We start from the raw sequence: 25,117 nt of genomic DNA on the forward strand, positions 1-25,117 counted from the left end.
TTCAGCGGCTTTCTTTTTTCAACTAGCAGGTTTTACCGAAATCTGTACCACTTGAAAACGGCTGTGCTATAATGGATTCAAGGAATATTCTTTGGAAGAAGGTGTGAATACGTTGAAGAAAATGCTTGGTGAAGACCGACGTGAGGCTATCCTCAGCTGGTTAGAAAATTCGTCTGAGCCGATATCTGGTGCGGAACTCGCAAAACGGACGAAGGTAAGCCGGCAAGTGATTGTCCAAGATATTTCACTTCTCCGCGCAATGAATGAAACGATTATTTCGACACCACAAGGTTATCTGATGGTGAAGGAAGGTTCGAAAAGGCCGCGTCGCGTCATCGCGTGCAAACATACGAAGGAACAGGCAGAACTTGAACTGATTACGCTTGTCGATTTTGGTGTTTCGGTGATCGATGTGATTGTGGAACATCCGATTTACGGAGAACTTACCGGCAGTCTTCATTTAAACAGTCGTTTTGATGTTGAGAAATTTGTACAAAAACTTAAAACGACAGATGCACGGATGCTTTCGGGTTTAACGAATGGACTTCATCTGCATACGATTGAAGCAGATACAACCGAACAATTGACAAAAGCCGCAGAAGCGTTAGAAAAACTTGGGATACTTGTCAGCTAAAAATAGATTGCACTAGGAAAAATGAGTTTGTTATGGTAAAATAAGCTTTATATTAGGCTTGTTTTAGAAAAAAATAGAAACCTATCCGAACTGACGATTCTGAAGTCTTTCAGATGTGTCACTTCGATAATTCGTACGGAGGTGTCGACTATGCCATTATCACCACTGGATATACATAACAAAGAATTTACCCGTGGTTTTAGAGGTTATGATGAAGATGAAGTGAATGATTTTCTCGATCAAATTATTAAAGATTATGAACAAGTATTGAAAGAGAAAAAACGACTTGAAGATTCGCTGAACAATAATGAAGAGCGTTTAGGTCACTTCACAAATATTGAAGAGACTTTAAATAAGTCGCTGATCGTTGCTCAAACTGCGGCTGAAGAAGTAAAACAGTCAGCGGATAAAGAAGCGAAGCTGATCATTCGCGAAGCTGAAAAAAAATGCAGATCGAATTTTGGCAGACTCGCTCTCCAAAGCACGAAAAATTGCGATTGAAATTGAAGATTTAAAACGTCAATCGAAGGTGTTCCGCGAACGCCTCAGAATGCTAGTTGAAGCTCAAATGGATTTGATTAAGAGCGATGATTGGCAGCAAATGATGGAATATGATGTTGATGCAACGGAACTGAAGTCGATTAAAGAAGTTCAAGAAGATGCAGAGAATGAACACGAATAAATAAAAAACGATGATTTGAGACAAGTATGTTTTTATAGACCGGCTTAAAGCGATCTGGTGGCGGTGTGAGACCAGAAGCGGTGAAAAACAGAAATCACTCAAGGAGTTTCAGTCCTGAATGAAGTAAGGACTGGCGCGGCCAGGCGTTAATGGAACGAGTGGATAGAAAGCGTGTCTTTTTATCAACAAGGGTGGTAACGCGATAATCTCGTCCCTTTTTTGAGGGAGGAGATTTTTATTTTTGCTAAAAGAAATTAAAAAGGAGCGAACTAATTTATGGATTATAAAGATACTTTACTAATGCCAAAAACGGCTTTTCCAATGCGAGGCAACTTGCCAAACAAGGAACCGATCTGGCAAGAAAAATGGGAAAAAGAAGACCTTTATCATAAGATTCAGGAAAAAAATGCTGGACGTCCGACTTATATTTTACATGACGGACCTCCATATGCGAATGGCGAGCTTCATATGGGACACGCGATGAATAAAACGATCAAAGACATTATTGTTCGCTTTAAATCAATGTCGGGTTTTAGATCACCTTACGTTCCGGGCTGGGATACACACGGTCTTCCAATTGAACAAGCGCTTACGAAAAAAAGGCGTCAAAAGAAAAGAAATGACAGTGGCTGAATTCCGTAAGTTATGTGAAGAATATGCCTACAAACAAATTGATTTACAACGTAATGGCTTCAAGCGACTTGGTGTAAATGGCGATTGGAATGATCCTTATATCACCTTAAAACCGGAATATGAAGCAGAACAAATTAAAGTATTCGGCGAAATGGCGAAAAAAGGCTATATCTATAAAGGGAAAAAAACCGGTTTACTGGTCTCCATCAAGTGAATCAGCGCTTGCAGAAGCAGAAATTGAATATCAAGATAAAACTTCTGCATCAATTTATGTCGCTTTCGATGTGAAAGATGGAAAAGGCGTTATTGATAACGATACAAAAATCGTAATCTGGACAACAACTCCTTGGACAATTCCATCGAACATGGCAATTACCGTGAATCCAAACTTGAACTATGCTGTTGTAGAAACAGCAGGTACGAAATATTTAGTAGCGGCAGATCTTGTTGACTCGCTAAAAGAAACACTTGGCTGGGAAGACGGAAAAGTTATTCAAACCGTTCGCGGCAGTGAACTTGATCGTGTCGTAGCGCGTCATCCATTTTATGATCGCGATTCGCTTGTCATTAACGGGGAACATGCGACAGCTGATGCTGGTACTGGTGCTGTGCATACCGCTCCTGGACACGGGGAAGATGACTTCATCGTCGGACAAAAATATGAGCTTGAAGTTTTAGCACCGATCAATGAAAAAGGCGTTTTTACAGAAGAAGCACCGGGTTTTGAGGGTTTGTTCTATGATGATGCTAACAAAGTGGTGACCGAAAAGCTAAAAGAATCTGGCGCACTTCTCAAAATGGACTTTATCACGCATAGTTATCCACATGATTGGCGGACTAAAAAACCTGTGATTTTCCGTGCGACACCACAGTGGTTTGCTTCGATCAATAAATTCCGCGGGGATCTAATGGATGCCGTTCAAAATGTACACTGGACGCCTGCTTGGGGTGAAACACGTCTATTCAATATGGTACGCGATCGCGGGGATTGGGTGATTTCTCGTCAGCGTGCTTGGGGTGTTCCACTGCCGATTTTTTACGGAGAAAATGGAGAAGCGATTATCACTGATGAAACGATTCAGCATATTTCAGATTTATTCCGTGAACACGGTTCGAATATTTGGTTTGAAAAAGAAGCGAAAGAACTTCTTCCAGAAGGATTTACTCACCCGTCTAGTCCAAATGGCGAATTTACGAAAGAAAAAGATATCATGGATGTGTGGTTTGATTCAGGATCGAGTCACCAAGCAGTACTTGAAGCGCGTGAAGAACTGAGCCGTCCAGCTGACCTTTACATGGAAGGTTCCGATCAATACCGCGGTTGGTTTAACTCTTCACTTACAACGGCTGTTGCAATGACAGGTGCAGCACCATATCGCAATGTATTAAGTCATGGTTTTGCTCTTGACGGTGAAGGTCGTAAAATGAGTAAATCGCTTGGTAATACTATTTTACCGGGCAAAGTTATCAACCAGCTGGGAGCAGATATTGTTCGCCTTTGGGTTGCATCGGTTGATTATCAAGCAGATGTTCGGATTAGTGATGATATCTTGAAGCAAGTATCAGAAGTTTACCGGAAAATCCGCAATACAATGCGCTTCTTACTTGGAAACGTCAGTGATTTCAATTCAGAAACGGACAAGGTTGCATTTGCTGATTTGCGTGAAGTAGATCAGTTCATGCTGGTAAAACTAAATTCATTGGTTGACACTGTGAAAGACAGCTATGAAAAATTTGAATTCTCGACGATTTATCATCAAATTAACTACTTCTGTACAGTACTGCTCAGTCAGTTCTATATGGACTTCGCGAAAGACGTTGTATATATCGAAGCTGCAAACAGTCCAAGCCGTCGTGCTATGCAAACCGTTTTCTATGAATCAGTTGTATCATTGACGAAACTGCTTGCCCCAATTTTGCCGCATACGACAGAAGAAGTTTGGGCAAACTTAAAAGGGGAAGAAACAGCGAGTATTCATTTAGAAGACTTACCGGAAGTACAAGATCTGGATGATATGAAGCCGCTTGAAGAAAAATGGGATGCCTTCATGAAAGTGCGCGATGGTGTTCAAAAAGCGCTTGAAGAAGCACGTAATGAAAAACTAATCGGGAAATCAATGCTTGCGAAAGTGACGCTATATGTTGATGAAACAGGTAAAAAGCTGTTTGATTCATTAGAAGGCGATTTTGCACAGTTATTCATTGTATCTGATTTCGAATTAGTGGAAGGCATTGAAAAAGCACCTGAAAAAGCCCTTTCTATCGACCATGCAGCTGTTTTGATTACAGTTGCTGAAGGTGAAACATGCGAGCGTTGCCGAGTTGTGCGAAAAGATGTTGGAGTTGATCCGCATCATCCGACACTATGCGGACGCTGTGCTGAAATTGTAACGAAGAATTATGAAGGTTAATGGAAGGGCTGCGGGGACGCAGCCCTTTTCTAGGCATTTTATAGAGAATGTGATAAAATAAAACAAAACTTTTTTTGGAGAGGGAGAATAGGCGTTGAAGCTCGATTTTATCAAAGTACACGGGTCACAAAATGATTTTTTTATCTTGGATGAAAGAACTACTGAACTTGGAACATGGAATGATTCAGAAAAAGCAGCTCTAGCTGAAAAATTATGCGCACGATCGCATGAACTAGGCGGAGCAGATGGCATTCTTTTCGTCGGCGAAGGAAAACCTGGTACGATCGGGAAAATGCGTGTTTTTAATTCAGATGGTTCTGAAGCTTCGATGTGCGGCAACGGTCTCAGAACAGTAGCTAGGTATCTGCTAGAGCAGGAGCAGCTTGATGAAGCGAAAGTGGAAACGATGAAGGCAGATCTGATTGTGAAAAAGCGGGAGTCTCTAGGGTATGATATTCCGACTTTTGAAGTGGAAATTTCACCCGTCTTATTCGATCCGGAAAGTCTTCCTTTTCACTATGAGGGGAAACAGCTTTTGGATGGACAAATTCCTGAGCTTGATCCTGAGCTCCATTTCTCGGCACTTGCCGTTCCTAATCCGCATCTCGTCAGTTTCGTAGATGAAGCTGTTCTTGAATCAGACAAGCAAGAAAAATTGGCAAGCTATTTAAATTCAGACAATCCATTTTTCCCAGACGGTGTCAATGTCAGTTTTGTTCGCAAATTTTCCAACCACCAGATTTTTGTTCGTACATTTGAACGTGGCGTAGGGTTTACTAATGCTTGCGGAACAGCAATGTCGGCCTCTAGTCTGATTAAAAAACTGCTTGACCATGATAAACTGGAAGAAGTGATTGATGTCTATAATGATGGTGGTAAGGTCCGTGTGAGTGCAAAACAAACGGGAGATGAACTTTCAATTCAGCTCATCGGCAACGCAACCTTCACAGCAAGAGGAACACTTGAACTGTCGGAAAATGGCACAATTACAGTGCTAGATAATCGTGAAACAAACGAACAAGAAGATTACTTGAAGCTTGAAAGTGAAGTCAAACACTTTTTGCAGCGAGTAAAGTAAGGAGAGAAGAATGAATTCCAATCGAACAAAAGCAATGCCCCTTCTTATAGTGGGGATTATCGCGCTGATCGCTTTTATTTTTGAAGCTGTAAGTGTAGCAAAAAGCAGTAACTGGGTGGCAAAATTTGATTTAAGCTGGATTGCGCGAGTTCGCGACGGTCATATTTCATCAGGAACAACGAAAATAACAGAATTTATGTCACATCTTGGATCAGCGGAGTACTTAATTGTAGCGACAATTATTGTTGTAATTATCCTATTTATTTTACGGAAGTTCACGGTTGGACTTTGGTTTGGCGGAACATTTCTGTTTTGCGGTGTTGTCTGTAACTACCTGCTCAAACAGTTCATGGAGCGGAATCGTCCGAATTCGTCGAACTGGTTGGTTCCTGAAAATGGGTTCAGTTATCCGAGCGGACATGCGACTGCTACGACTGTGTTTTACGGTTTAGCTGCTCTTTTCTTGATTTTTACAGTGAAGCAAATTTGGGCTAAAATTGTGATTGGAGCCCTTGCGTTACTTATGATTGTGTACATTATGTATTCACGTGTTTATCTTGGCGTACATTATCCAACTGATGTACTTGGCGGATTCTTATTTGGAACAGCTTCAGTCGCTATTTCAACGGGGGTTTATTTCCTTGTTAGAAAACCACTTCACGGATTGCTTACTAAATGGCGCTTAAAAGATTTGAGTAAGACGGAATAATTATTGAGTAACGGGTTTCACCCGTTACTTTTTTTTATTTTTTTTAGCGTGAATTTTCAAAATGTAAACGCCATTATTTTTTACTTGCATTTTGTGAAAAGAAGCGGTAAGATAGTTATATTGATAAGAAAATATGGGGTTACAAGTTGATTTTGTAAGTACGGGGATTATTCACATGTTATAAAGAGTATTCAAGCTTTATCATATGAATACTTTTTATAATATGTGAATTTTTTTTATGAAAAGCATACAGGTGTTTGTTGTTTAGCTATACCAGTTTGTTTTTTTTGTTGGAAAGACCATATTAAAAAGTAAAATTTTGGAGGTTTGTGGAAACATGACAGGTAAAGTAAAATGGTTCAACAGTGAAAAAGGATTTGGATTTATCGAAGTTGAAGGCGGAGATGATGTATTCGTACACTTCAGCGCGATCCAAGGAGACGGCTTCAAAACTTTAGACGAAGGTCAAGAAGTTGAGTTTGAAGTAGTTGAAGGTCAACGCGGCCCACAAGCTGAAAACGTAGTAAAACTATAATTTTAGCTTCTCGCAGCAGAGATAAATAATCACTCAATCATATCTAGCAAATCCTTGTATTCAAGGTTTGCTAGATTTTTTTTATTGAAATGAAACAACATATAATACAGTTTTTTTATAAATATATAACAGATTTCGAGTTTGAATACTTGAATAAATCAATTCAAAGAGTATAATGAAGTTTGGATTTAGAACTGTTTTATTTTTTATATGATTGTATATTGATACAGGAGCTGAGTAGAATGTTTAGAGAGAAAGAGAAGCAAATAGCAACCAAGTCTGGAGCGGATTTAGTCGTTGACAGTTTAATCAGTCAAGGAGTTACCCATGTATTTGGTATTCCAGGTGCTAAGATTGACAAAGTATTTGATGTGATGGAAGAACGCGGTCCGAACTTAATTGTAAGCCGTCATGAGCAGAATGCTGCATTTATGGCTGCTGCTGTAGGTCGATTGACTGGCAAACCTGGTGTGGTACTTGTAACAAGCGGGCCGGGAGCTTCTAATTTAGCGACGGGACTTGTAACGGCAACTTCAGAAGGAGATCCAGTGGTTGCAATTGCAGGAAATGTTGGACGACAAGATCGTCTGAAACGAACACATCAATCGATGGATAATGCTTCACTCTTTAAATCAATTACAAAGTATAGTGAAGAAGTCGTGGATGCTGCAAATATTCCAGAAGCACTTTCCAATGCATTCCGTGCTGCTGAGGAGGCACGCCAAGGCGGAGCTTTCATCAGTTTGCCACAAGATATTGTGACGGAGGAAAATGTCCCTGCAAGGGCTATTCGTCCGCTTGCACGACCTGAAACTGGACCGGCGTCGAAAGAACAGGTTGCGAAACTGATTGCACGGCTGAAAAAAGCAAAACTTCCTGTCCTTTTGTTAGGCATGCGTGCGAGCAGTCCGGAAGTAACAGCAGCAATTCGCCGTCTTCTTCAAAAAACAAGCATTCCTGTTGTTGAAACCTTTCAAGCTGCGGGCGTTATTTCTCGAGAACTTGAAAGTAATTTCTTCGGGCGAGTAGGTTTATTTCGTAATCAGCCGGGAGATATTCTGCTCAGCAAAGCAGATCTTGTTATTACTGTCGGTTATGATCCAATTGAATATGAACCGAAAGCGTGGAATAGCTCATCTAACAGTACGATTGTTCATATTGATGATATCATTGCCGAAATCGATCATTATTATCAACCGGTGACTGAACTTGTAGGTAATATTGCGCTTACTCTTGATAGGATTAATGCAAAATTCAGCGGTTTAGAACTTGCTGAAACAGAGGAAGCTTTTTTGCAAACTTTGCGCGCTCAGCTTGAGGAACGAGATATTCCTAAACCAACTGATGAAGTAGGTCTTGTACACCCGCTTTCAGTGATTGATTCGCTTCGTTCAAAAATTGATGATAACGTGACAGTCACAGTGGACGTTGGTTCGCACTATATATGGATGGCACGTCACTTCCGCTCCTATGAACCACGCCGCCTGCTTTTCAGCAATGGGATGCAAACTCTCGGCGTTGCGCTTCCTTGGGGAATAGCTGCTGGACTCGTTCGTCCTGGGGAAAAAGTCGTCTCGATTTCAGGAGATGGAGGGTTCTTGTTTTCCGCAATGGAACTAGAAACTGCCGTCCGTCTGCGCATTCCTTTGGTTCATTTGATTTGGAACGACGGCAGTTATGATATGGTGGCCTTCCAGCAAAAAATGAAATACGGAAAAGAAGCTGCAGTCCGTTTTGGCGGAGTTGACTTCGTGAAATATGCAGAAAGCTTTGGTGCCAAAGGCTTACGTGTCGAACGTCCTGAAGATTTGGATGCTGTTTTGACAGAAGCACTAAATTCAGAAGGCCCAGTGATTGTAGATATTCCAATCGACTATCGTGAAAATATTAAACTCGGAGAAACACTGCTTCCTGACCAATTTTATTAAACGTTAAAAGCTACTTTGTCTTTTCAAAGCAGCTTTTTTGTTTGGACGATTGAAATCTGAAAGAAACTAGAGTAAGATACAATTAGGATAAAACAAAGGGGTTTTGAGGATGAATATTGCCAAAATGATCGACCATACCGCGCTTAAACCGGAAACGACGAAAGTGCAAATTGAAACATTAATTGAAGAAGCGAAGAAGTATCAATTTGCTTCTGTTTGTGTGAATCCAACTTGGGTGAAACTAGCGGCTGAAAAATTAGCGGGATCAGATGTTGATGTTTGTACGGTAATCGGATTTCCGCTCGGTGCAAATACATCTTCTGTCAAAGCATTTGAAACAAAGGATGCTATTACAAATGGGGCAACAGAAGTGGATATGGTGATTAATATTGGAGCGCTTAAAGATCGTGATGATGAACTTGTACTGAACGATATTAAAGCAGTTGTTGAGGCTGCTGATGGCGTACTTGTTAAAGTAATTATCGAAACATGCCTGTTAACAGACGAAGAGAAAGTACGGGCTTGTGAACTTGCTGTTCAGGCAGGTGCAGATTTTGTAAAAACTTCGACCGGATTTTCGACTGGCGGGGCTACAGTTCACGATATCCAACTGATGCGTGAAACCGTCGGACCTAATATTGGTGTAAAAGCATCTGGAGGCGTTCGGACGAAGGACGACGTGTTGAAAATGATTGAAGCAGGAGCAACGCGTATTGGAGCTAGTGCAGGTGTTGCCATCGTTTCAGGTGAAGTAGGAAGTTCTGATTATTAAGTTGCAGAAAAACTCAAGCGGCCATGCCGCTTGAGTTTTTTGATGCGCATTTAATACTTTTCTTGCCGCTCATTTTGTGTCACAATAAAGGAAAGCGGACTGGGAGCGGGGGAGATTTAGTTTGAGCACAACGATTCGAGAAATTGCAGAACGAACTGGTGTTTCGATCACTACGATTTCACAAATATTAAATGGCAAAGGAGCGCGTTTTAGTGAAGCTACAAAAGCACGAGTATTAAAAGCGGCTGAAGAGATGCACTATAAGCCGAATTTTTTTGCCAAAAATATGGTCACAAGTCATACGAATACAATTGGGATGATTGTACCAGAAGTGACAGATGCTTTTTTTTTCGCAGATGGTAAAAGGAGCAGAAGACTACTTGAATCAAGAAGGTTACATGATCATGCTCTGCAATTCTTCCAATGATACAAAGAGAGAAGACCGTTATGTGGAAGAGCTTCTGCACCGAGCTGTTGATGGCTTGATTATCGCGAGTCCTCATATCCTTGCTTCGGATATTTTCAAGCGCCTGAAGAATAAAAAATGCCCGTTTATTTTGCTTGACCGAGAAAGAAATGAGCGGACAGAAGGACGGATAGCAGTTGATGATTATGCTGGCGGATATCTTGCGACCAAGCATTTAATCGAGTTGGGGCATAAAAAAATAGGGATTATTATCTCGGATGCTTCCTTTTATAATGTATTTGAACGTTATGAAGGCTATTTGGCCGCAATGGCGGATGCAGGGCTTATGGTTTCTGAGGACTGGATTGTAAGCGGCAATCAAACGATGCAGGGCGGATTTGATGCCACAAGTAGGCTTTTCAGTTTAGACAAGGTAACTGCGGTGTTTGCAACGAATGATTTGATGGCAGCAGGAACGTATCGCTTTGCCTATGATAAAGGTCTTGAAATTCCGGCAGATCTTTCTGTGATCGGGTTTGATGATATCGAGCTTGCAGCTTTTCTTTCCCCTCCGCTTACAACTGTGCGGCAGCCGATTTATGAAATTGGTACGCTTGCAGCAAAAGCGCTCCTCGGGAAAATCGAACGCCCTGATGAAGCGATGCCGAACCATTTACTTGATTTGCAATTAATTGTGCGCGGCAGTACGAAAAGAATTTGACAGAGGCGCGCCGTGTAACGTATAGTGAAATCAGATGAGGACTTTTATTTTGTATAGTAAAACGGTTTACTATGAAAACGGTTAAATAAAGGAGTGCTGCAAGGTGAGAATGGTTGATATTATTTCGAAAAAACGCGATGGAAATTCGCTTTCAAAGGCAGAAATTGATTTTTTTATTGAAGGCTATACAAAGGGAGACATTCCAGATTATCAGGCAAGTGCGCTGCTTATGGCGATTTATTTTGAAGATATGAACGATGAAGAACGGCAAAACTTGACACTTGCAATGGTAAATTCCGGCGAAACAATTGATCTTTCGGCGATCAGCGGGATTAAAGTGGACAAGCATTCAACTGGCGGAGTAGGCGACACGACGACGCTTGTTCTTGCACCGCTTGTTGCAGCTCTTGGTGTCCCAGTAGCCAAGATGTCTGGGCGCGGGCTTGGGCATACAGGAGGGACGATTGATAAACTAGAATCTGTTGAAGGGTTTCATGTTGAGCTTTCTCAAAAGGATTTTATTGAGCTAGTCAATCGTGATAAAGTAGCTGTAATTGGGCAATCCGGAAATTTGACGCCTGCGGATAAAAAGCTTTATGCGCTCCGTGATGTAACGGGAACCGTCGACTCGATTCCGCTAATTGCAAGTTCAATCATGAGTAAGAAGATTGCAGCCGGCGCTGATGCAATTTGTTTGGATGTGAAAACAGGCGCCGGGGCATTTATGAAGACGGAAGAGGATGCTGAGGAACTCGCTAGGGCTATGGTTCGGATTGGAAACGGGGTTCAGCGGAACACGATGGCGGTTATTTCTGATATGTCGCAACCGCTTGGCTTTGCAGTCGGAAATGCGCTTGAAGTGAAGGAAGCTATTGATACACTCCGTGGAAATGGTCCGGAAGATTTGACGGAACTTGTGCTTGTGCTCGGCAGTCAAATGGTTGTCTTGGCTGGACAAGCAGCGGATCTTGCAGAAGCGCGCGCAAAACTGGAGGCAGTGATTGCAAGCGGTGAAGCGTTGGCTAAGTTTAAAGTCTTTCTGGAAAATCAAGGCGGAGATGCTAGTGTTGTGGATGATCCTTCAAAACTGCCGCAAGCACGCTATGAAATCGATGTTAAGGCAAAATCAAGCGGTTTTGTCAGTGAAATTATCGCAGATGAAATCGGTGTGGCTGCAATGCTGCTTGGAGCTGGCAGAGCGACTAAGGAAGATCAAATTGATCTTGGTGTAGGTCTGCTTTTGCGAAGGAAAATCGGAGACCGCGTCGAAGCGGGTGAAACGCTTGTGACCATTTTCAGCAATCGTGAGGACGTCACAGAAGTGAAAGCTAAAATCTATGCAAGTATTCAGATAGCAGAACAGGCTTCGGCGCCGAAGCTTGTTCATAAGATTATTACGGAATAGAAAGAGGTGTGCCAAAGCGTAGTTTGGCACACTTTTTAATTTGCTGGGCAGATTAGGCTATAGAAATTCACGCAAAGAAAGTGGTGTGAAAGGGAGAAGAAACTTGCACGGCAGCTTCTAGATTTGGTAAATTTAAATTATCTTAAAACAGAAAGTAAGGGAGAGGTATGGAACCTATCGAGACAAAACGTCTTTTGCTGATTGAATACACGAAAGAAATGATCGAAGCGACGATTAAAGGGATCGGTGAGCTGGAAAAGGTTGCGGGATATGAAGTTTCAGAGGACTGGCCGGGAATCGATTTCTTTTTTTATCTGCCGTACGTGCTCGATAATGTCAAAAAAAAGCCGGCGATGACGAAATGGACGCGGCTTGTGGTATTGAAAGAACGGGCTATTGTCATTGGTGAAATCGGCGGGCAAGGCGATCCGGATAAAACGGGAGAAATTGAACTGGGATACAGCATTGTGCCGGAGTTTCAAAAAAAACGGATTTATGACGGAAGCACTTACAGGGATGCTTGAGTGGCTCGAAAATGAACCGGTGATTTCGCGGATATATGCACGCTCTTATGAAAGTAATGAGGCTTCGATTCACGTCCTCAAAAAGACGGGTTTTATTTATCAACCGGACGGGGATGATTTTCAGCCGGGAGGTAAAATTACGCAATGGGAGTGGCCGGAATTATGATGATTATTGCATCGGGCAAGCCGAAAATTTGGGATAAACAGCCTGAACTTGGTGCTGTTCGAGCAGCGGAGGCCTACACAGGAACGTTCCACAGGTTGTCGCAAGCTTATGCCCGCAAATTTGCAAGCGAGTATTTGATTCTTTCTCCGCGCTACGGCTTTTTAGCTCCGGACGACTGGGTTCGAGAAACTTATGATGTTCGGTTTACTATACGTGGTGTAAACTCGGAAACAATTCAAATGGAAGATTTGAAGGCTCTTTGGAAGGAAAAGGGGTGTGAGCCTCAGGAACTTGTGACGATTGTTGCCGGAAAGAAATTTGTACCGCTGATTGAAGCGATTACCGAAGGCAAAAATCCCCTTAGCACACCGCTATCGGGTGCTAAGGGGATCGGCGATATGCAGGGAAGGTTAAAACGCGCACTCTTGAGCGGTAAACCGTTACCCGATTTGACTGATCAAGAAAAGCGCGGCAGTAATAAGTAAAAATAACACGCCCATGTTTACATTTTTACGAATAAAAAAGTAAAGCGATTGGAGCAGCATTAATATGCAAAGTGAAACGGCGATAATATGCAGCATCTTGTAACCTCCTGAGAGCAAAACACGGACAGCGGAAAATCTGGCCGTGTTTTTTATTTGAGTAAATTTTTGATTTTATCGAGCAAACTGATTCGATCTGCTTGTGATTCTTGTTCCGCATCATCAGCTGTTTTTTCGAGTTGAATGTTTTCGATATCTACTTCTTGTTTTGCAGCAAGGACGAGGAAAATATCGGTTTCACCGACTTCTCTTTGTACAATCGAAAACTCATGGTTGGTTTCTTCTGCAAGTTTGATATAAGGTCGAAGCATCATGTAATCAAGTGACCCATTCAGCAAAACTTTTGCATCAGGATTTTCTTTCATTTTCTGTGTGAGTTCAGGAAGCAGCTTTTTTGAAAGAACTTCAGATTCAGAAAGAGCAACGATAACTCGCTCCCGGAATGTACCAAGGTATTTCTTTTTTTTCCGCCGGATGCAATTCTTTTCCGCCAGCTAAGCCATTCTCTAAATATTCTCCAACTTTGTCTTCCATATAAAATTAACTCCTTTAAAGCGATTTTCCCATTCATTGTAGCATGGAGAAAGAAAAGGTGCAAAGTTTCACACGCTTCGAACCTAGTTCGGCTAAATTGAACAAGAAAAGGAAGGGGTGATTGACGAGAAGGAAGAGAATGTGTTATTGTAGTAAGAAATAAGAGCCGTGCGGAGAACACGACTCTATCTGCAAGCACCTTTTAAGATGGTGTTTAGCCTTTATTTATGGTTTAAACCACTCATTTCGGCCGTTCAAGCTTATGAGTGGTTTTTATTTTGGACCATTTTTACCGTTTGTCAGCAGAATCACTAGACCGAAAAAACCGATTGCTAGTGAAAGTGCTTCAAAAACAGACATTTGCGTTTCCTTTCCGGAAGGCGCTTAAAAATAGCATCAGCACCACCTACTTTCTTTGCTAGAAAAAGGCCGGTGCACCACGATAAACTTGCTTGCATCCATTAGTATAGCACGATCAAAAGGTTACGGCTAACTCTTTTTTTATGACAATTAGCGCGTTTTTCAGATTGTGACAGCGAAATAAAAGCGGCCATTCTTTTTCTTTATTGATTTTGGCTGGAAAATCTATTTTTTAGTCAGCAAAAACTCCTCAAGTCGTGATTGACTTGAGGAGTTTTTATTTTGATAGGATTTTTATCATGCTGTTTCCGGCTGATCCGGGAATTTTCTTGTTTTTTAGTTTATAATAAATCTAAAGAAAAGAGGTGTGAGAAATGAAATATACTTACATACACACCTTGAAAAGCAAGGTTTTCAGGGAAAAACGGGATCATTGTGAGTTAAAAAGCAGACCAATTCGGGGTGCATAGTCTGGAAAAATTGCCGAATAAAGTACGATCAATTTGAAAGGAACAGCAGAGAAGAGGCGAACGGGAATAAAGCAGTTTGAACTTGAAAATAAGTGTGCCCTATCTGCTGTATAAAAAGTATGGAGGCGTATAAAATGAAAGTCAGTATTTTTTCGACCTGTCTGGTCGATATGATGTTTCCAAATGTCGGTATCGCGATGGTAGAGTGTTTGGAGCGACTTGGTGTTGAAACCGATTTTCCTGAATCACAGGTGTGCTGCGGTCAGCCAACGTATAATAGCGGCTACATGGAAGATACGAAAGCAACGCTCAAAAATCAATTACAGGCATTTAAGGATTCGGATTATGTCGTCGGTCCTTCTGGTTCTTGTGTTGGGATGATGCGGGAATATAAGGAAATTTTTAAAGATGATCCGGAATTTCGCCTAGAAGCAAAGAAATTAAGCGAGAAAACGTATGAGTTTTCACAGTTTATTTATCGTGTGCTTGGTCTGACGGATGTAGGGGCAGAACTTCAAGGAAAAGCAACATATCACCGTTCTTGCCACATGACGCGGATTTTAGGGGAACGGGAAGCGCCGTTTGTATTGCTTGAAAATGTACGTGGACTTGAGATGGTGCCGCTTCCTCATGTCGAAAATTGTTGCGGTTTTGGCGGAACGTTCTCTGTGAAAATGCCTGAGATTTCTGAGCAGATGGTTTCGGAAAAAGTGCAGGATATTATTGATACGGATGCAGAAATCTTGATCAGCGCAGATATGGGATGTTTGATGAATATCGGTGGAAAATTTAATCGGCTTGGAAAAGAAATTAAAATCATGCATATTGCAGAGGTTTTGAATAACCGGATTTCTGATGATGCTAAGCTTAGCACAGTGATGGGAGAGTGAATGAAGATGGCGTTATCGACAAGTGAAAAAGATTTTAAATCGCGGATAGAAGACAGCATGAATGATACGTTTATGCGAAAAGCTGTTGCTAAATCGCAAGATGATCAATGGGTGAAGCGCGAGACGGCACGAGAAGAACTTGGAAACTGGCAGGAATGGCGCGATGTCGGCGAGCAAATTCGGCAGCATACGCTGATGCATCTGGATTATTATTTGGAGCAATTTGCAGACAATGTGGAGAAAAAGGGCGGGAAAGTCTTTTTTGCTCGGACGGAAGAAGAAGCTACTGCGTATGTTGAAAAAGTGGTACGTGAAAAGCAAGCGAAGAAAATTGTGAAATCAAAATCAATGGTGACAACGGAAATAGATTTGGATCAAGTTTTGCTCGGGATAGAGGGCGTTTCGGTGATGGAAACAGATTTGGCAGAATTTATTTTGCAGATGGATGACTGGGATGAACCTTCGCATATTGTATTTCCGGATATACATAAAAATCGAGAGCAAATTCGAGAAGTGTTTGCGGAAAAACTAAATTACACTGGGGACAATGAACCAAAACATATGGCGCGGTTTGCAAGAGAAGTTTTGCGCGAATTTTTCCTTGAAGCTGATATCGGGATTACCGGATGTAATTTTGCTGTTGCAAACAGTGGAATGGTAAATCTCGTCACGAATGAAGGAAATGCTGATCTTTGTGAAAGTATTCCTGATACTCAAATTGTTTTAATGGGGATGGAGCGGATTGTCCCTACGATGGCTGATGCGGAAGTGATGGACAACTTATTATCGCGCAGTGCAGTCGGACAGAGTTTGACTAGTTATATCACTTTTTCGGGACCAAAATTGCAAGCTGAATCGGACGGCCCCGAAGACTTTCACGTGGTCATTCTTGATAACAAACGATCGAAAATGCTTGGAACAGAATTTCAATCGATTTTACAGTGTATCCGTTGCGGTTCTTGTTTAAATGTTTGTCCGGTGTACCGAGCGATTGGGGGACATGGTTATGGTTCGATTTATCCGGGACCGATCGGGGCAGTCCTTTCTCCAGTGCTTGGTGGCTATGAACAATTTGGTGAACTGCCGTATGCATCCAGTCTTTGCGGTGCTTGTACGGAAACGTGTCCAGTAAAAATTCCGCTACACGAGCTTCTAATTGCGCATCGCCGGGTGATGACGGATGAGTTAAAGATGAAACACGGTTTTGAAAATACACAAATGAAGGTGATTGCAAAGGCAACGGCATCTCCATTTCTATTTAAACAAGCGATAACTTTTGGACATGCGGGAATGAGTATGCTCGGTCTGCATCACGATTCAAAAATTGAAAACATGTATCAGTTTGGCGGCTTTGTTTCCGGTGGTTTTGGTCTCATTAAAGGTTGGACAACGGTTCGTGACTTGCCGCGCCCGCCAAAACCAAAAGATAATTTCCGTCATTGGTATAAAAATAGAATAAAAGAAGGGCAAAACGAATGAATCAAAAACGAGAAAACTTTTTAAATCATGTTGCTAAAAGCCTCGGACGTAAACGTGATCACGGAGAAAGGGTAGCGCATCCAAACTATTTGCATGATGTCGTTCATACGACGCTTAGTGGGAAAACGCAAGATGAACTGCTTGAAATTGCGAAAGCATCATGTAAAAAAATTCATACGGACTTAGTTGAAACAACGCTTGAAAGTTTGACAGGCACACTTCAGAAGATCAGTGCTACGTTTGGTAACGAGTCAATCTTGATTGCAGACGATACGCGTTTTGAAGAATATGGACTTAGCGGACTTCGTAATGGGGAATGGCCGGATGTCGATGTAGCCGTTTGGAAAAAAGGAAGTGAGAATCGAACTGTAAATATTGATACTGCCAGCAAGGCAAATATTGCGATTGCGTTTGCTGAATTTCTGCTGGCGGAAAGCGGCTCTGTTGTAGTCGAATCGAGTCCTGAACAAGGAAGATCGCTGCACTTTTTACCGGTTCATTACATTGCGGTAATTCCGAAAAGTAAAATTGTACCACGTTCAACGCAGGCGGCAGAATACTATGATCAGAAAGAAGCAAGTGGTGAAACAGTCGGTTCATCCATCAACTTTATTTCGGGACCGTCGAATTCTGGAGATATCGAAATGCAGCTTGTTGTTGGTGTTCATGGACCAATCGAAGTAACTTATGTTGTCGTGACAGATAAATGAAAAAAACCCCTCATTTTTTCCAAAATGAGGTTTTTTTTTTCATTATTCGCCCGTTACTGGAAACCAAGTAAAGCTGTCGCGCTGTACAAGCTCATCAGCTTCTTTTGGCCCCATCGAACCGGGTTTGTAATTCGGAAAGTGATCCTTTGTTGCGGTCCAAACGTCGGCAACATGATCAACGAAATTCCACGATAAGCTAACTTCATCCCAGTGAGAGAAATAAGTCGCATCGCCGCGTAAGCAATCGAGAATCAGTTTTTCATACGCTTCAGGCGTGTTCATGCCATCTTGCGAAGAATGCACATAATCAAGGTTAACCGGCATTGTTACCATTCCTTGACCAGGTTCTTTCACATTTAAATGCAAGGTAATTCCTTCATTCGGCTGAATGTGAATCACAAGCACATTGCCGCCGAGTGATTGCTGAGTGCCAAACAAATTCATTGGTACATCTTTAAAATGAATCGCAATTTGTGTCGCTTTTGTCGCTAAGCGTTTCCCAGTACGAATATAAAAAGGAACACCTGCCCAGCGGAAGTTATCGATCATTAGTTTTGCCGCAACAAAAGTCTCGGTATTCGACTGCGGATCGACATTTTCCTCTTGACGGTAGCCTTTAAGCGTTTTGCCATTCACTTCTCCTTCACCGTACTGTCCGCGAATAAAATGGTGGTGTACTTCCTTGCCTTCATATACACGCAAAGCTCGAAGCGCGCGTACTTTTTCATTACGGATTTCTTTCGTTGTCAGTTTGATCGGCGGCTCCATAGCAAGGAGAGAAACGATTTGAAGAATATGATTTTGAACCATATCGCGAAGCGCACCGCTTTCGTCGTAATAACGACCGCGATCTTCCACACCAAGAACTTCGCTTAACGTAACTTGAATATTGTCGATATAGCGGTTATTCCAAAGTGATTCAATAATTGAATTGGCGAAGCGGATCACCGAAATATTTTGAATCATTTCTTTGCCAAGATAATGGTCAATTCGGTAAATTTCATCTTCATGGAAAGCTTCACGCAAAGATTCATTCAGCTTTTCTGCGCTTTCAAGATCATGACCAAATGGTTTTTCAATGATCAAACGATGGAAGCCTGGAGTATCTGTGAATCCTTCTGATTTAATCCGGCTTGCAATAATATCGAAGAAGTTCGGCGCCATCGCAAGGTAAAATAAGCGATTTCCGGCTAAACTATATTTTTCATCCAGTTCATCGGATAAATTTTTTAATGAAGTATAAGATTCTTGATCGGTCACATCATGAGCCTGGTAGTAGAAATGCGAAGCGAATTCTTCTGCGTGTTCTGATGCACCTTCAATATCTTTCAGCGATTCTTTGACTTTCTCGCGGAAAAATTCATTGCTCCATTCTCGCCGTGCAGTTCCGATAACAGCAAAATGATCTTTTAAATATCCTTTGCTGAACAAATGGTATAGCGAGGGGTAGAGTTTCCGATTTGCCAAATCTCCCGTTCCGCCGAATATTGTAATTAAAGCTTTTTGGTTCTAACTCGTCTGCCATACGCACATGACCCTCTTTCCTTGTTTGTATCTCTTAATCGAATTTAAAATTGCTCGATCAAAGTCTAAACGAGCACAAAAAGCTCATTAGCTCCCTATTATTTTATCCATTCAGCGCCTAATGTGCAACTGTTTGAACCAGTTATTAAATTGGTATAGGTAGAAATCCCCTGATATTTCCGCAAAATCCATGATTATGCTAAAATAGAAAAGATGATAAACAGAAAGCGGGGAAGGCAAAGTGGAACTGATATTTCTAGGTACAGGAGCAGGCGTTCCTTCTAAAGGGCGCAACGTGACTTCAATTGCTCTCACTATGCTGAATGAACGAAATGCAATTTGGTTGTTTGATTGCGGCGAAGCAACACAGCATCAAGTGCTACACTCGCAAGTAAAACTCAGTAAAATCGAAAAAATTTTTATCACTCACCTGCATGGCGACCATATTTTCGGACTTCCGGGACTGCTTTCAAGCCGTTCCTTTCAAGGCGGCGAAAGCACACTCACCGTTTACGGGCCAAAGGGAATTCAAAATTTTATTGAAACGAGTTTAAAGCTGAGCGGCACACATCTCACCTATGAACTGAAAATCGAAGAAATCGAGAGCGAACTGATTTTTGAAGATTCGTTTGGGAAAGTCACAGCCATGGAACTTGATCACGGAGTCCAAAGCTTTGGTTACCGAATTGAAGAGGCGGACAAACCGGGTGCGCTTGATGCTGAGCGCTTAATTCGTGACGGTGTAAGTCCCGGCCCAAGCTTTAAAATACTAAAAGAAGGCGGTTCGCTTCTCCTTCCAGATGGTCGTACCATTAACGGAAATGACTATATCGGCGAGCCACAAAAAGGACGTGTTTTGGCTATTTTTGGCGACACACGAAGCTGTAAAAATGAAAACAAACTTGCGTATCAAGCAGATCTTATCGTTCACGAAGCGACCTTTGAAGCTGAAAAAGGCGAAATGGCAGCCGAATATATGCATTCAACTACTGCTGAGGCGGCCGAGCTTGCGCGTGATGCAGAAGCCAAGAGGCTGATTATCACACACATCAGTTCTAGATATGATAAAGAAGCGAGCCTTCGATTAGTAGAAGAAGCGAGAGAAATATTCCAAGCGACAGACATTGCGAATGACTTTGATGTGTTTGAGATTTAGGAGGAACAAGCGATGAACCGATACTTAGCGGGAAAAACCGTTTTAATAACCGGCGCCTCAAGCGGACTTGGCGAAAGTTTGGCGCATGCCTGTGCAGAGGAAAAAGCCCATCTTGTGCTGATCGCGCGGAACCTTGAAAAACTAGAAGAACTTGCCGGGCGGATCGAAGCAAGCTACGAAGTCAATGTGTCCGTCTATAAGGCAGACTTGACTGAATTTGCAAACCTTGACGCTCTCAGTAAAAAAATCCTTGATGCACATGATGTAGACGTATTAATTAATAATGCCGGTTTCGGCTTGTTTGAAACAGCTCTAGATACTCCATTTGAAACCGTGAAAGCCATGTTTGAGACAAATGTGCTCGGCTTGATTAAATTGACACAGTTATTCTTACCAACGATGCTTGCGAAACATTCCGGTCATGTGATCAATATTGCATCACAAGCCGCGAAGATCGCAACACCAAAATCAAGCGCCTATGCAGGAACAAAATTTGCCGTCTTAGGCTATTCCAACGCGCTCCGGATGGAACTTTCCGGAACGGGTGTCCATGTGACAACGATCAATCCGGGACCGATGAAAACTCAATTTTTCGATATCGCTGACCGATCCGGCGAGTATCTTGAGAACGTAGGCTTTTTTGCATTGAAACCTGAAAAAGTAGCCACAAAAACCGTGCGGATTATCGGGAAACCTCGTCGCGAAGTGAATTTACCATTACTAATGAACATTGGAACACGCGTCTATCAAGTTATTCCGAGCGTGATCGAGTTTTTTGGAAAGAGCGCCTTCATGAAAAAATAGCAGAAAGCAGTTTTGGGGAAAGAAGATCGCCTGAAGCTGCTTTTTTCGATTAAGAAGACTTGGCAAAACTTGCAAACCCTAGTATAATAAAAGGGAACAAACGTTCTTTTTTGAGAGGGGAGAATCCAAGATGGATACAAGCCGAAAAATCATTCATGTGGACATGGATGCGTTCTATGCGTCGGTTGAACAACGTGATCATCCGGAATATCGCAATAAGCCGCTGATCATCGGCGGTGATCCGCGCAAGCGTGGTGTAGTATCGACATGTTCCTACGAAGCGCGCAAGTTCGGCGTCCATTCTGCGATGCCTTCCAGCCAAGCTGTAAAACTCTGCCCAGAAGGCATTTTTATCCATGGCAACATGGAACATTACATGGAAGTCTCAAGCCAGATTCGTGAAATTTTTAGCCGTTATACCGATCTGATTGAACCTTTGTCCCTCGATGAAGCCTATCTTGATGTAACTGAAAACAAAGTGGGCATTAAATCAGCCACGCTGATTGCACGTGAAATCCAGCGAACGATATACCGCGAACTGATGCTAACTGCTTCAGCCGGAGTTTCGTATAACAAATTTATTGCCAAGATTGCCTCGGACTATCAAAAGCCTGCTGGACTAACCGTCGTCCCGCCAAAACAAGCCGAAGCCTTTCTCGACAGTATACCGATCGACAAATTTTACGGAGTTGGCAAAGTAACCGCTGAAAAAATGCACCGCCTTGGCATCCATACCGGCAAAGACTTGCGCGCATGGGAGGAATGGGATTTAATCCGTGAGTTTCACAAACATGGATACTCGCTTTATCGCCACGTGCGCGGCCGCTCAAACAACATTGTCAATCCAAACCGCGACCGCAAATCTGTCGGGAAAGAAACCACGTTTGCTCAAAACGTCTGGAATGAAAAAGTACTTGAGGAAAGCTTAATGCGTTTTGCGGAAAAAATTGAAACGCGCCTTGCTAAAATTCGCAAACACGGCAAAACAGTCGTTCTGAAACTGCGCTACAGCGACTTTACAACGATCACAAAACGTGTCACACTCACCGACTATGTTCATGAAAAAAGGTGGATCTATGAAGCAGGAAGGGCCTTATTAAGCGAAACCTATCATGGTGAAGATTCCATTCGTTTAATCGGACTCACCGTCACGAACTTAAAGCCGATCGAATTTGAAAATCTGCGTTTAGAAGGCTTATAAATTTATGCAAACAAAAATCCCCATTTTCTAAAAAGAAAACAGGGGTTTATTTTTTGTTATTTTAATTCGATTAAGCGTTCTTTCAGTTCTTGTTCCATTGAAACAAGTTCTTGTTCAGCAGCTGCACGTTTTACACGGCCTTCCTGCTGAATTTTTAGTGTCTCTTGTAACGTTTCAATCAAACTAGATTGAGTTTCTTTCAGCGTTTCGATATCAACGATCCCTCTTTCATTCTCACGAGCCGTTTCGATCGCGTTTGTTTTCAGCATATCGGCATTGCGTTTTAAGAGCTCATTTGTAGTTTCAGATACTTGTCGTTGTGCTTGAACAGCTTGCTGTTGGCGTAACAACGTTAAAGCAATCGCAACTTGATTTTTCCAAAGCGGAATAGCTGTCATGATGGATGATTGAATCTTTTCAGCAAGGGCTTGGTTCGTATTTTGAATTAAACGAATTTGCGGAGCTTGCTGAATGGTGATCTGCCGGCTTAATTTTAAATCGTGAATTCGTTTTTCAAGACGATCGGCAAACTGGGTCAAATCATTGTATTCTTGAAAATCCATTTGATCGCCGCTTAGTTCAGCTTTTTTCTTAAGCTCTGGAAGCATTTGCGTATTGATTTCTTCGATTTTTAACTCGCCCGCCGCAATGTAAATATTTAGCGCTTGGAAGTAGTCTTTATTTTTATCATAAAGCTGTTCTAAGAATGAGTTATCCTCGATCAACCGTTTTTTCGAATGTTCAAGTTTTAGGGCAATACGATCAATTTGCGTACCGATTTTTTGATATTTTGACGTAATTTCATTGATGGACTGTTTAACACGGTGAAACATTTTTGTAAAAACGTTTTTGTTGCGCGCAGCTAGTTCGTCAGGGTCGGCTTCTTGAAGGCGATACATCAAGTCGCTAATAATATCTCCAATCGGTCCGACATCTTGCTTTTGAACGTGAGCAAGCATCGAATGAGAAAAATCATGCAATTTTGCTTGTGCAGGGGCACCATAACTTAAAATAGCCGCTTGATTACCAGGTTCGATTTGTTTGCTAAGTTCCATTGCTTGCCGCTTATTGCTTTCTGGAAGCATGTCAACCAGTCTTGGTGCGGCTTTATTTTCATTATTTATAAGGCTTGTATCTCCACTTGAACTGTCTGTTCCAAATGGGTTTGCAAGCAGATCATCAAGCGTTTGATTCATTTCCTTTTCTAGTAATTCTGTTTGGTTGATTTCTTTCTTTTCATTTGAGTCACTCATCTTTTTGACCCCTTTCGAATTTCTGTTTTTGCTTCGAAATCGAGTTTTTAGCGACTTCTAGCTCAAAATCGAGACTGTTTACGTCTTGATTCAGCATGGTAAATAAATCTTTTTCAATCACGCGGCTTAAGTCATTTAAAAGCGAGCGCGTGTCAGAAAGCGTTTGGTAAATTTTCTTGTCTTTTACCGGCTGACTTTCCAAGAAGGCGTATTTTTCGGTAAGTTCGACAAGCGAATCAAGATGTGAAAAGAAGAAATCTTCTGCTTCATAAAACCGTTTTGGTTCATCTTTTACTATAGTATAGATTCGTTTCGTAAGCTGCAATGTTTTGTTTCGTTCTTGAAATGAGTAAAGTGTTTTATGCGAACTCATGATTTTTTGCAGGCGCATAATTTTTGCACGTGCTTCTTCTAAGTTCGAACGAATATATTGATATTCTTTTTTCGTCAAACCAGTTTTTTCAGACAACGCTTTTTCTCCGGCTCTCGAAGAAAAGAAAAACAAAATGCCGGCTACGACAAGTGTAATGATCGAGATTAAGAGTAAACGATGTGTGAAGATGGCTGAAAGAATGCCAAACAGCACGAAAACAATGATAATTGAACCGGTGAATGCCATAATTTTTTTAAATAAAGTCATTGTATATCTTCTCCTTCAGTTCCTTATTCTAAAACCGATCAATGACCGATTTTTATTACGTTTAGAAAGGATATTTGATTTAAACTAATCATATCATATTCATGCTTTTCATGTTATCCGTCGTGCGACGTAAATTCATCTCGGACCGCCTCATATGTTACAATAAATAAAAATAAGAAAGCAGGTGCGGCGTTGCAAAATTTAGAAGAAAAAACACTGAGCGAAAAGACTTGGTTTGATGGACGTGTGGTTAAATTAGTTACGGCAGAAGTGGAGTTGCCAAACGGCGAGAAATCGAGTCGGGAGATCGTAAAGCATCCCGGGGCTGTAGCCGTTATTCCGCTTCTTGAAACAGGAGAGATCATTTTAGTTGAGCAATTTCGCAAACCGCTCGAGAAAACGATTGTGGAAATTCCGGCTGGGAAAATGGAACCGAATGAAGCAAAGGAAATTACAGCAAGACGCGAACTGGAAGAGGAAACTGGCTATTCATGCGGGGATCTTGAATACTTAACTTCCTTTTATACGGCACCGGGTTTTTCGGATGAACTTTTACATATTTATTTAGCGCGTGATTTAATGAAGATGAAAAAACCGCTGGCACAAGATGAAGATGAGTTTATCAATTTGCTTTCGGTTTCACTTGAGGAAGCGAAACAGTTGATTGCTGAGCAGGTAATCTATGATGCCAAAACAATGTATGCAATTCAGTTTTTAGAATTGAACAAATTGAAAAATGAAATACTTGATGATTAAATAAACCCCCGGCGTGTATATGTAAGCCGGGGGGTGTTTTTTTATTCTGCATTAATTGCCGCAAGTTCTTCTTTACTAATAATTTGCCAATCAAAGTTTTTAGCTTCTTGGACAAGTTTTTTCGTAGTTGATCGGCTGGTTTGGAAAAGCTAGAATTTTTTTCAGCGATGGAACTGCTGATGCTTCGTCTGTAT

The 25,117-nt window shown here is 41.7% G+C and carries 19 protein-coding genes, 6 pseudogenes and 1 other annotated feature; of the genes and pseudogenes, 20 read left to right on the top strand and 5 right to left on the bottom strand.

Annotation, left to right across the window (positions count from 1 at the left end):
- The first annotated feature begins 121 nt into the window (after nt 1–121).
- From MFLO_RS06945 to MFLO_RS07000, 13 genes and pseudogenes are all read left to right on the top strand, one after another.
- Entirely contained in the window at nt 122–634 is a 513-nt protein-coding gene (locus MFLO_RS06945; RefSeq protein WP_036097260.1) for a transcription repressor NadR, read from the top strand.
- A 150-nt stretch (nt 635–784) separates the two neighbouring features.
- Nucleotides 785–1,316, top strand: a pseudogene (locus tag MFLO_RS06950) (DivIVA domain-containing protein).
- A 1-nt stretch (nt 1,317) separates the two neighbouring features.
- Nucleotides 1,318–1,535 (top strand) — a binding site (T-box leader).
- Nucleotides 1,536–1,637: 102 nt separating this feature from the next.
- A pseudogene (locus tag MFLO_RS16800) lies at nt 1,638–2,163 on the top strand (class I tRNA ligase family protein).
- On the top strand, nt 2,069–4,360 hold the full coding sequence (ileS, locus tag MFLO_RS06955; RefSeq protein WP_277619767.1) for an isoleucine--tRNA ligase: 2,292 nt from the start codon (nt 2,069–2,071) through the stop codon (nt 4,358–4,360). The pseudogene MFLO_RS16800 and the gene ileS overlap by 95 nt, the downstream one beginning before the upstream one ends.
- Nucleotides 4,361–4,454: 94 nt before the next feature.
- Nucleotides 4,455–5,438, top strand: a complete 984-nt coding sequence (gene dapF / locus MFLO_RS06960) for a diaminopimelate epimerase (protein WP_036097239.1) — start codon at nt 4,455–4,457, stop codon at nt 5,436–5,438.
- Nucleotides 5,439–5,448: 10 nt separating this feature from the next.
- The gene (locus MFLO_RS06965) at nt 5,449–6,147 is read left to right on the top strand and encodes a phosphatase PAP2 family protein (protein ID WP_036097240.1); all 699 of its coding nucleotides are present in this window, start codon (nt 5,449–5,451) and stop codon (nt 6,145–6,147) included.
- A gap of 337 nt (nt 6,148–6,484) precedes the next feature.
- A complete protein-coding gene (gene cspD, locus MFLO_RS06970) occupies nt 6,485–6,682 on the top strand; it encodes a cold-shock protein CspD (protein WP_036097241.1) in 198 nt (65 codons plus the stop codon).
- Nucleotides 6,683–6,924: 242 nt separating this feature from the next.
- Entirely contained in the window at nt 6,925–8,610 is a 1,686-nt protein-coding gene (alsS, locus tag MFLO_RS06975; protein ID WP_420912518.1) for an acetolactate synthase AlsS, read from the top strand.
- Between the two features lie 109 nt (nt 8,611–8,719).
- Nucleotides 8,720–9,382, top strand: a complete 663-nt coding sequence (gene deoC / locus MFLO_RS06980; RefSeq protein WP_036097242.1) for a deoxyribose-phosphate aldolase — start codon at nt 8,720–8,722, stop codon at nt 9,380–9,382.
- Between the two features lie 121 nt (nt 9,383–9,503).
- A pseudogene (locus tag MFLO_RS06985) lies at nt 9,504–10,509 on the top strand (LacI family DNA-binding transcriptional regulator).
- A 103-nt stretch (nt 10,510–10,612) separates the two neighbouring features.
- A complete protein-coding gene (locus MFLO_RS06990) occupies nt 10,613–11,914 on the top strand; it encodes a pyrimidine-nucleoside phosphorylase (protein ID WP_036097243.1) in 1,302 nt (433 codons plus the stop codon).
- Between the two features lie 167 nt (nt 11,915–12,081).
- A pseudogene (locus MFLO_RS06995) lies at nt 12,082–12,604 on the top strand (GNAT family N-acetyltransferase).
- Nucleotides 12,601–13,089, top strand: a complete 489-nt coding sequence (locus MFLO_RS07000; RefSeq protein WP_036097262.1) for a DUF6884 domain-containing protein — start codon at nt 12,601–12,603, stop codon at nt 13,087–13,089. Before MFLO_RS06995 ends, MFLO_RS07000 begins: the two are co-directional and overlap by 4 nt.
- On the opposite strand, the gene MFLO_RS15370 is transcribed toward MFLO_RS07000, so the two are convergent.
- The gene (locus MFLO_RS15370) at nt 13,045–13,185 is read right to left on the bottom strand and encodes a hypothetical protein (RefSeq protein WP_149022991.1); all 141 of its coding nucleotides are present in this window, start codon (nt 13,183–13,185) and stop codon (nt 13,045–13,047) included. The genes MFLO_RS07000 and MFLO_RS15370 overlap by 45 nt on opposite strands.
- 53 nt (nt 13,186–13,238) lie before the next feature.
- Nucleotides 13,239–13,680, bottom strand: a pseudogene (locus tag MFLO_RS07005) (DUF1694 domain-containing protein).
- A 964-nt stretch (nt 13,681–14,644) separates the two neighbouring features.
- Between MFLO_RS07005 and MFLO_RS07010 the strand changes: the two are divergent.
- From MFLO_RS07010 to MFLO_RS07020, 3 genes are read left to right on the top strand one after another with little or no spacing between them, the layout of a single operon-like run.
- A complete protein-coding gene (locus MFLO_RS07010; RefSeq protein ID WP_036097244.1) occupies nt 14,645–15,400 on the top strand; it encodes a (Fe-S)-binding protein in 756 nt (251 codons plus the stop codon).
- Nucleotides 15,401–15,406: 6 nt separating this feature from the next.
- Nucleotides 15,407–16,879, top strand: coding sequence for a LutB/LldF family L-lactate oxidation iron-sulfur protein (locus tag MFLO_RS07015; protein ID WP_036097245.1), 1,473 nt, complete (start codon nt 15,407–15,409; stop codon nt 16,877–16,879).
- On the top strand, nt 16,876–17,589 hold the full coding sequence (locus MFLO_RS07020; RefSeq protein ID WP_036097246.1) for a LutC/YkgG family protein: 714 nt from the start codon (nt 16,876–16,878) through the stop codon (nt 17,587–17,589). The genes MFLO_RS07015 and MFLO_RS07020 overlap by 4 nt, the downstream gene beginning before the upstream one ends.
- A gap of 42 nt (nt 17,590–17,631) precedes the next feature.
- Here MFLO_RS07020 and zwf read toward each other — a convergent pair.
- Nucleotides 17,632–19,114, bottom strand: a pseudogene (zwf, locus tag MFLO_RS07025) (glucose-6-phosphate dehydrogenase).
- 240 nt (nt 19,115–19,354) lie between these two features.
- On the opposite strand from zwf, the gene rnz reads away from it, so the two are divergent.
- The 3 genes from rnz (at nt 19,355) to dinB (ending at nt 22,274) form a co-directional block, all read left to right on the top strand.
- A complete protein-coding gene (rnz, locus tag MFLO_RS07030; protein WP_036097248.1) occupies nt 19,355–20,269 on the top strand; it encodes a ribonuclease Z in 915 nt (304 codons plus the stop codon).
- Between the two features lie 12 nt (nt 20,270–20,281).
- On the top strand, nt 20,282–21,073 hold the full coding sequence (locus MFLO_RS07035) for an SDR family NAD(P)-dependent oxidoreductase (protein WP_036097249.1): 792 nt from the start codon (nt 20,282–20,284) through the stop codon (nt 21,071–21,073).
- A 130-nt stretch (nt 21,074–21,203) separates the two neighbouring features.
- The gene (gene dinB, locus MFLO_RS07040) at nt 21,204–22,274 is read left to right on the top strand and encodes a DNA polymerase IV (RefSeq protein WP_036097250.1); all 1,071 of its coding nucleotides are present in this window, start codon (nt 21,204–21,206) and stop codon (nt 22,272–22,274) included.
- Between the two features lie 56 nt (nt 22,275–22,330).
- On the opposite strand, the gene MFLO_RS07045 is transcribed toward dinB, so the two are convergent.
- Entirely contained in the window at nt 22,331–23,527 is a 1,197-nt protein-coding gene (locus MFLO_RS07045) for a toxic anion resistance protein (RefSeq protein ID WP_036097251.1), read from the bottom strand.
- A complete protein-coding gene (locus MFLO_RS07050; RefSeq protein WP_036097252.1) occupies nt 23,520–24,167 on the bottom strand; it encodes a 5-bromo-4-chloroindolyl phosphate hydrolysis family protein in 648 nt (215 codons plus the stop codon). The genes MFLO_RS07045 and MFLO_RS07050 overlap by 8 nt, the downstream gene beginning before the upstream one ends.
- Before the next feature lie 192 nt (nt 24,168–24,359).
- Here MFLO_RS07050 and MFLO_RS07055 point away from each other — a divergent pair, with 192 nt between their 5' ends.
- Entirely contained in the window at nt 24,360–24,923 is a 564-nt protein-coding gene (locus tag MFLO_RS07055) for an NUDIX hydrolase (protein ID WP_036097253.1), read from the top strand.
- Nucleotides 24,924–25,117: the final 194 nt, after the last annotated feature.

Origin of the sequence: Listeria floridensis FSL S10-1187, assembly GCF_000525875.1 — a bacterium.
Classification (GTDB): domain Bacteria; phylum Bacillota; class Bacilli; order Lactobacillales; family Listeriaceae; genus Listeria; species Listeria floridensis.

Excerpts from the sequence above, each read along its gene's own strand:
- MFLO_RS15370 (WP_149022991.1), bottom strand. The coding sequence starts at position 13,185 with ATGCTGCATATTATCGCCGTTTCACTTTGCATATTAATGCTGCTCCAA.
- MFLO_RS07035 (WP_036097249.1), top strand. The coding sequence starts at position 20,282 with ATGAACCGATACTTAGCGGGAAAAACCGTTTTAATAACCGGCGCCTCA.
- alsS (WP_420912518.1), top strand. The coding sequence starts at position 6,925 with ATGTTTAGAGAGAAAGAGAAGCAAATAGCAACCAAGTCTGGAGCGGAT.
- MFLO_RS07050 (WP_036097252.1), bottom strand. The coding sequence starts at position 24,167 with ATGACTTTATTTAAAAAAATTATGGCATTCACCGGTTCAATTATCATT.
- MFLO_RS07010 (WP_036097244.1), top strand. The coding sequence starts at position 14,645 with ATGAAAGTCAGTATTTTTTCGACCTGTCTGGTCGATATGATGTTTCCA.
- MFLO_RS07015 (WP_036097245.1), top strand. The coding sequence starts at position 15,407 with ATGGCGTTATCGACAAGTGAAAAAGATTTTAAATCGCGGATAGAAGAC.
- ileS (WP_277619767.1), top strand. The coding sequence starts at position 2,069 with ATGAAGCAGAACAAATTAAAGTATTCGGCGAAATGGCGAAAAAAGGCT.
- MFLO_RS06945 (WP_036097260.1), top strand. The coding sequence starts at position 122 with ATGCTTGGTGAAGACCGACGTGAGGCTATCCTCAGCTGGTTAGAAAAT.
- MFLO_RS07000 (WP_036097262.1), top strand. The coding sequence starts at position 12,601 with ATGATGATTATTGCATCGGGCAAGCCGAAAATTTGGGATAAACAGCCT.
- MFLO_RS06965 (WP_036097240.1), top strand. The coding sequence starts at position 5,449 with ATGAATTCCAATCGAACAAAAGCAATGCCCCTTCTTATAGTGGGGATT.
- MFLO_RS07020 (WP_036097246.1), top strand. The coding sequence starts at position 16,876 with ATGAATCAAAAACGAGAAAACTTTTTAAATCATGTTGCTAAAAGCCTC.
- MFLO_RS07045 (WP_036097251.1), bottom strand. The coding sequence starts at position 23,527 with ATGAGTGACTCAAATGAAAAGAAAGAAATCAACCAAACAGAATTACTA.
- deoC (WP_036097242.1), top strand. The coding sequence starts at position 8,720 with ATGAATATTGCCAAAATGATCGACCATACCGCGCTTAAACCGGAAACG.
- cspD (WP_036097241.1), top strand. The coding sequence starts at position 6,485 with ATGACAGGTAAAGTAAAATGGTTCAACAGTGAAAAAGGATTTGGATTT.
- dinB (WP_036097250.1), top strand. The coding sequence starts at position 21,204 with ATGGATACAAGCCGAAAAATCATTCATGTGGACATGGATGCGTTCTAT.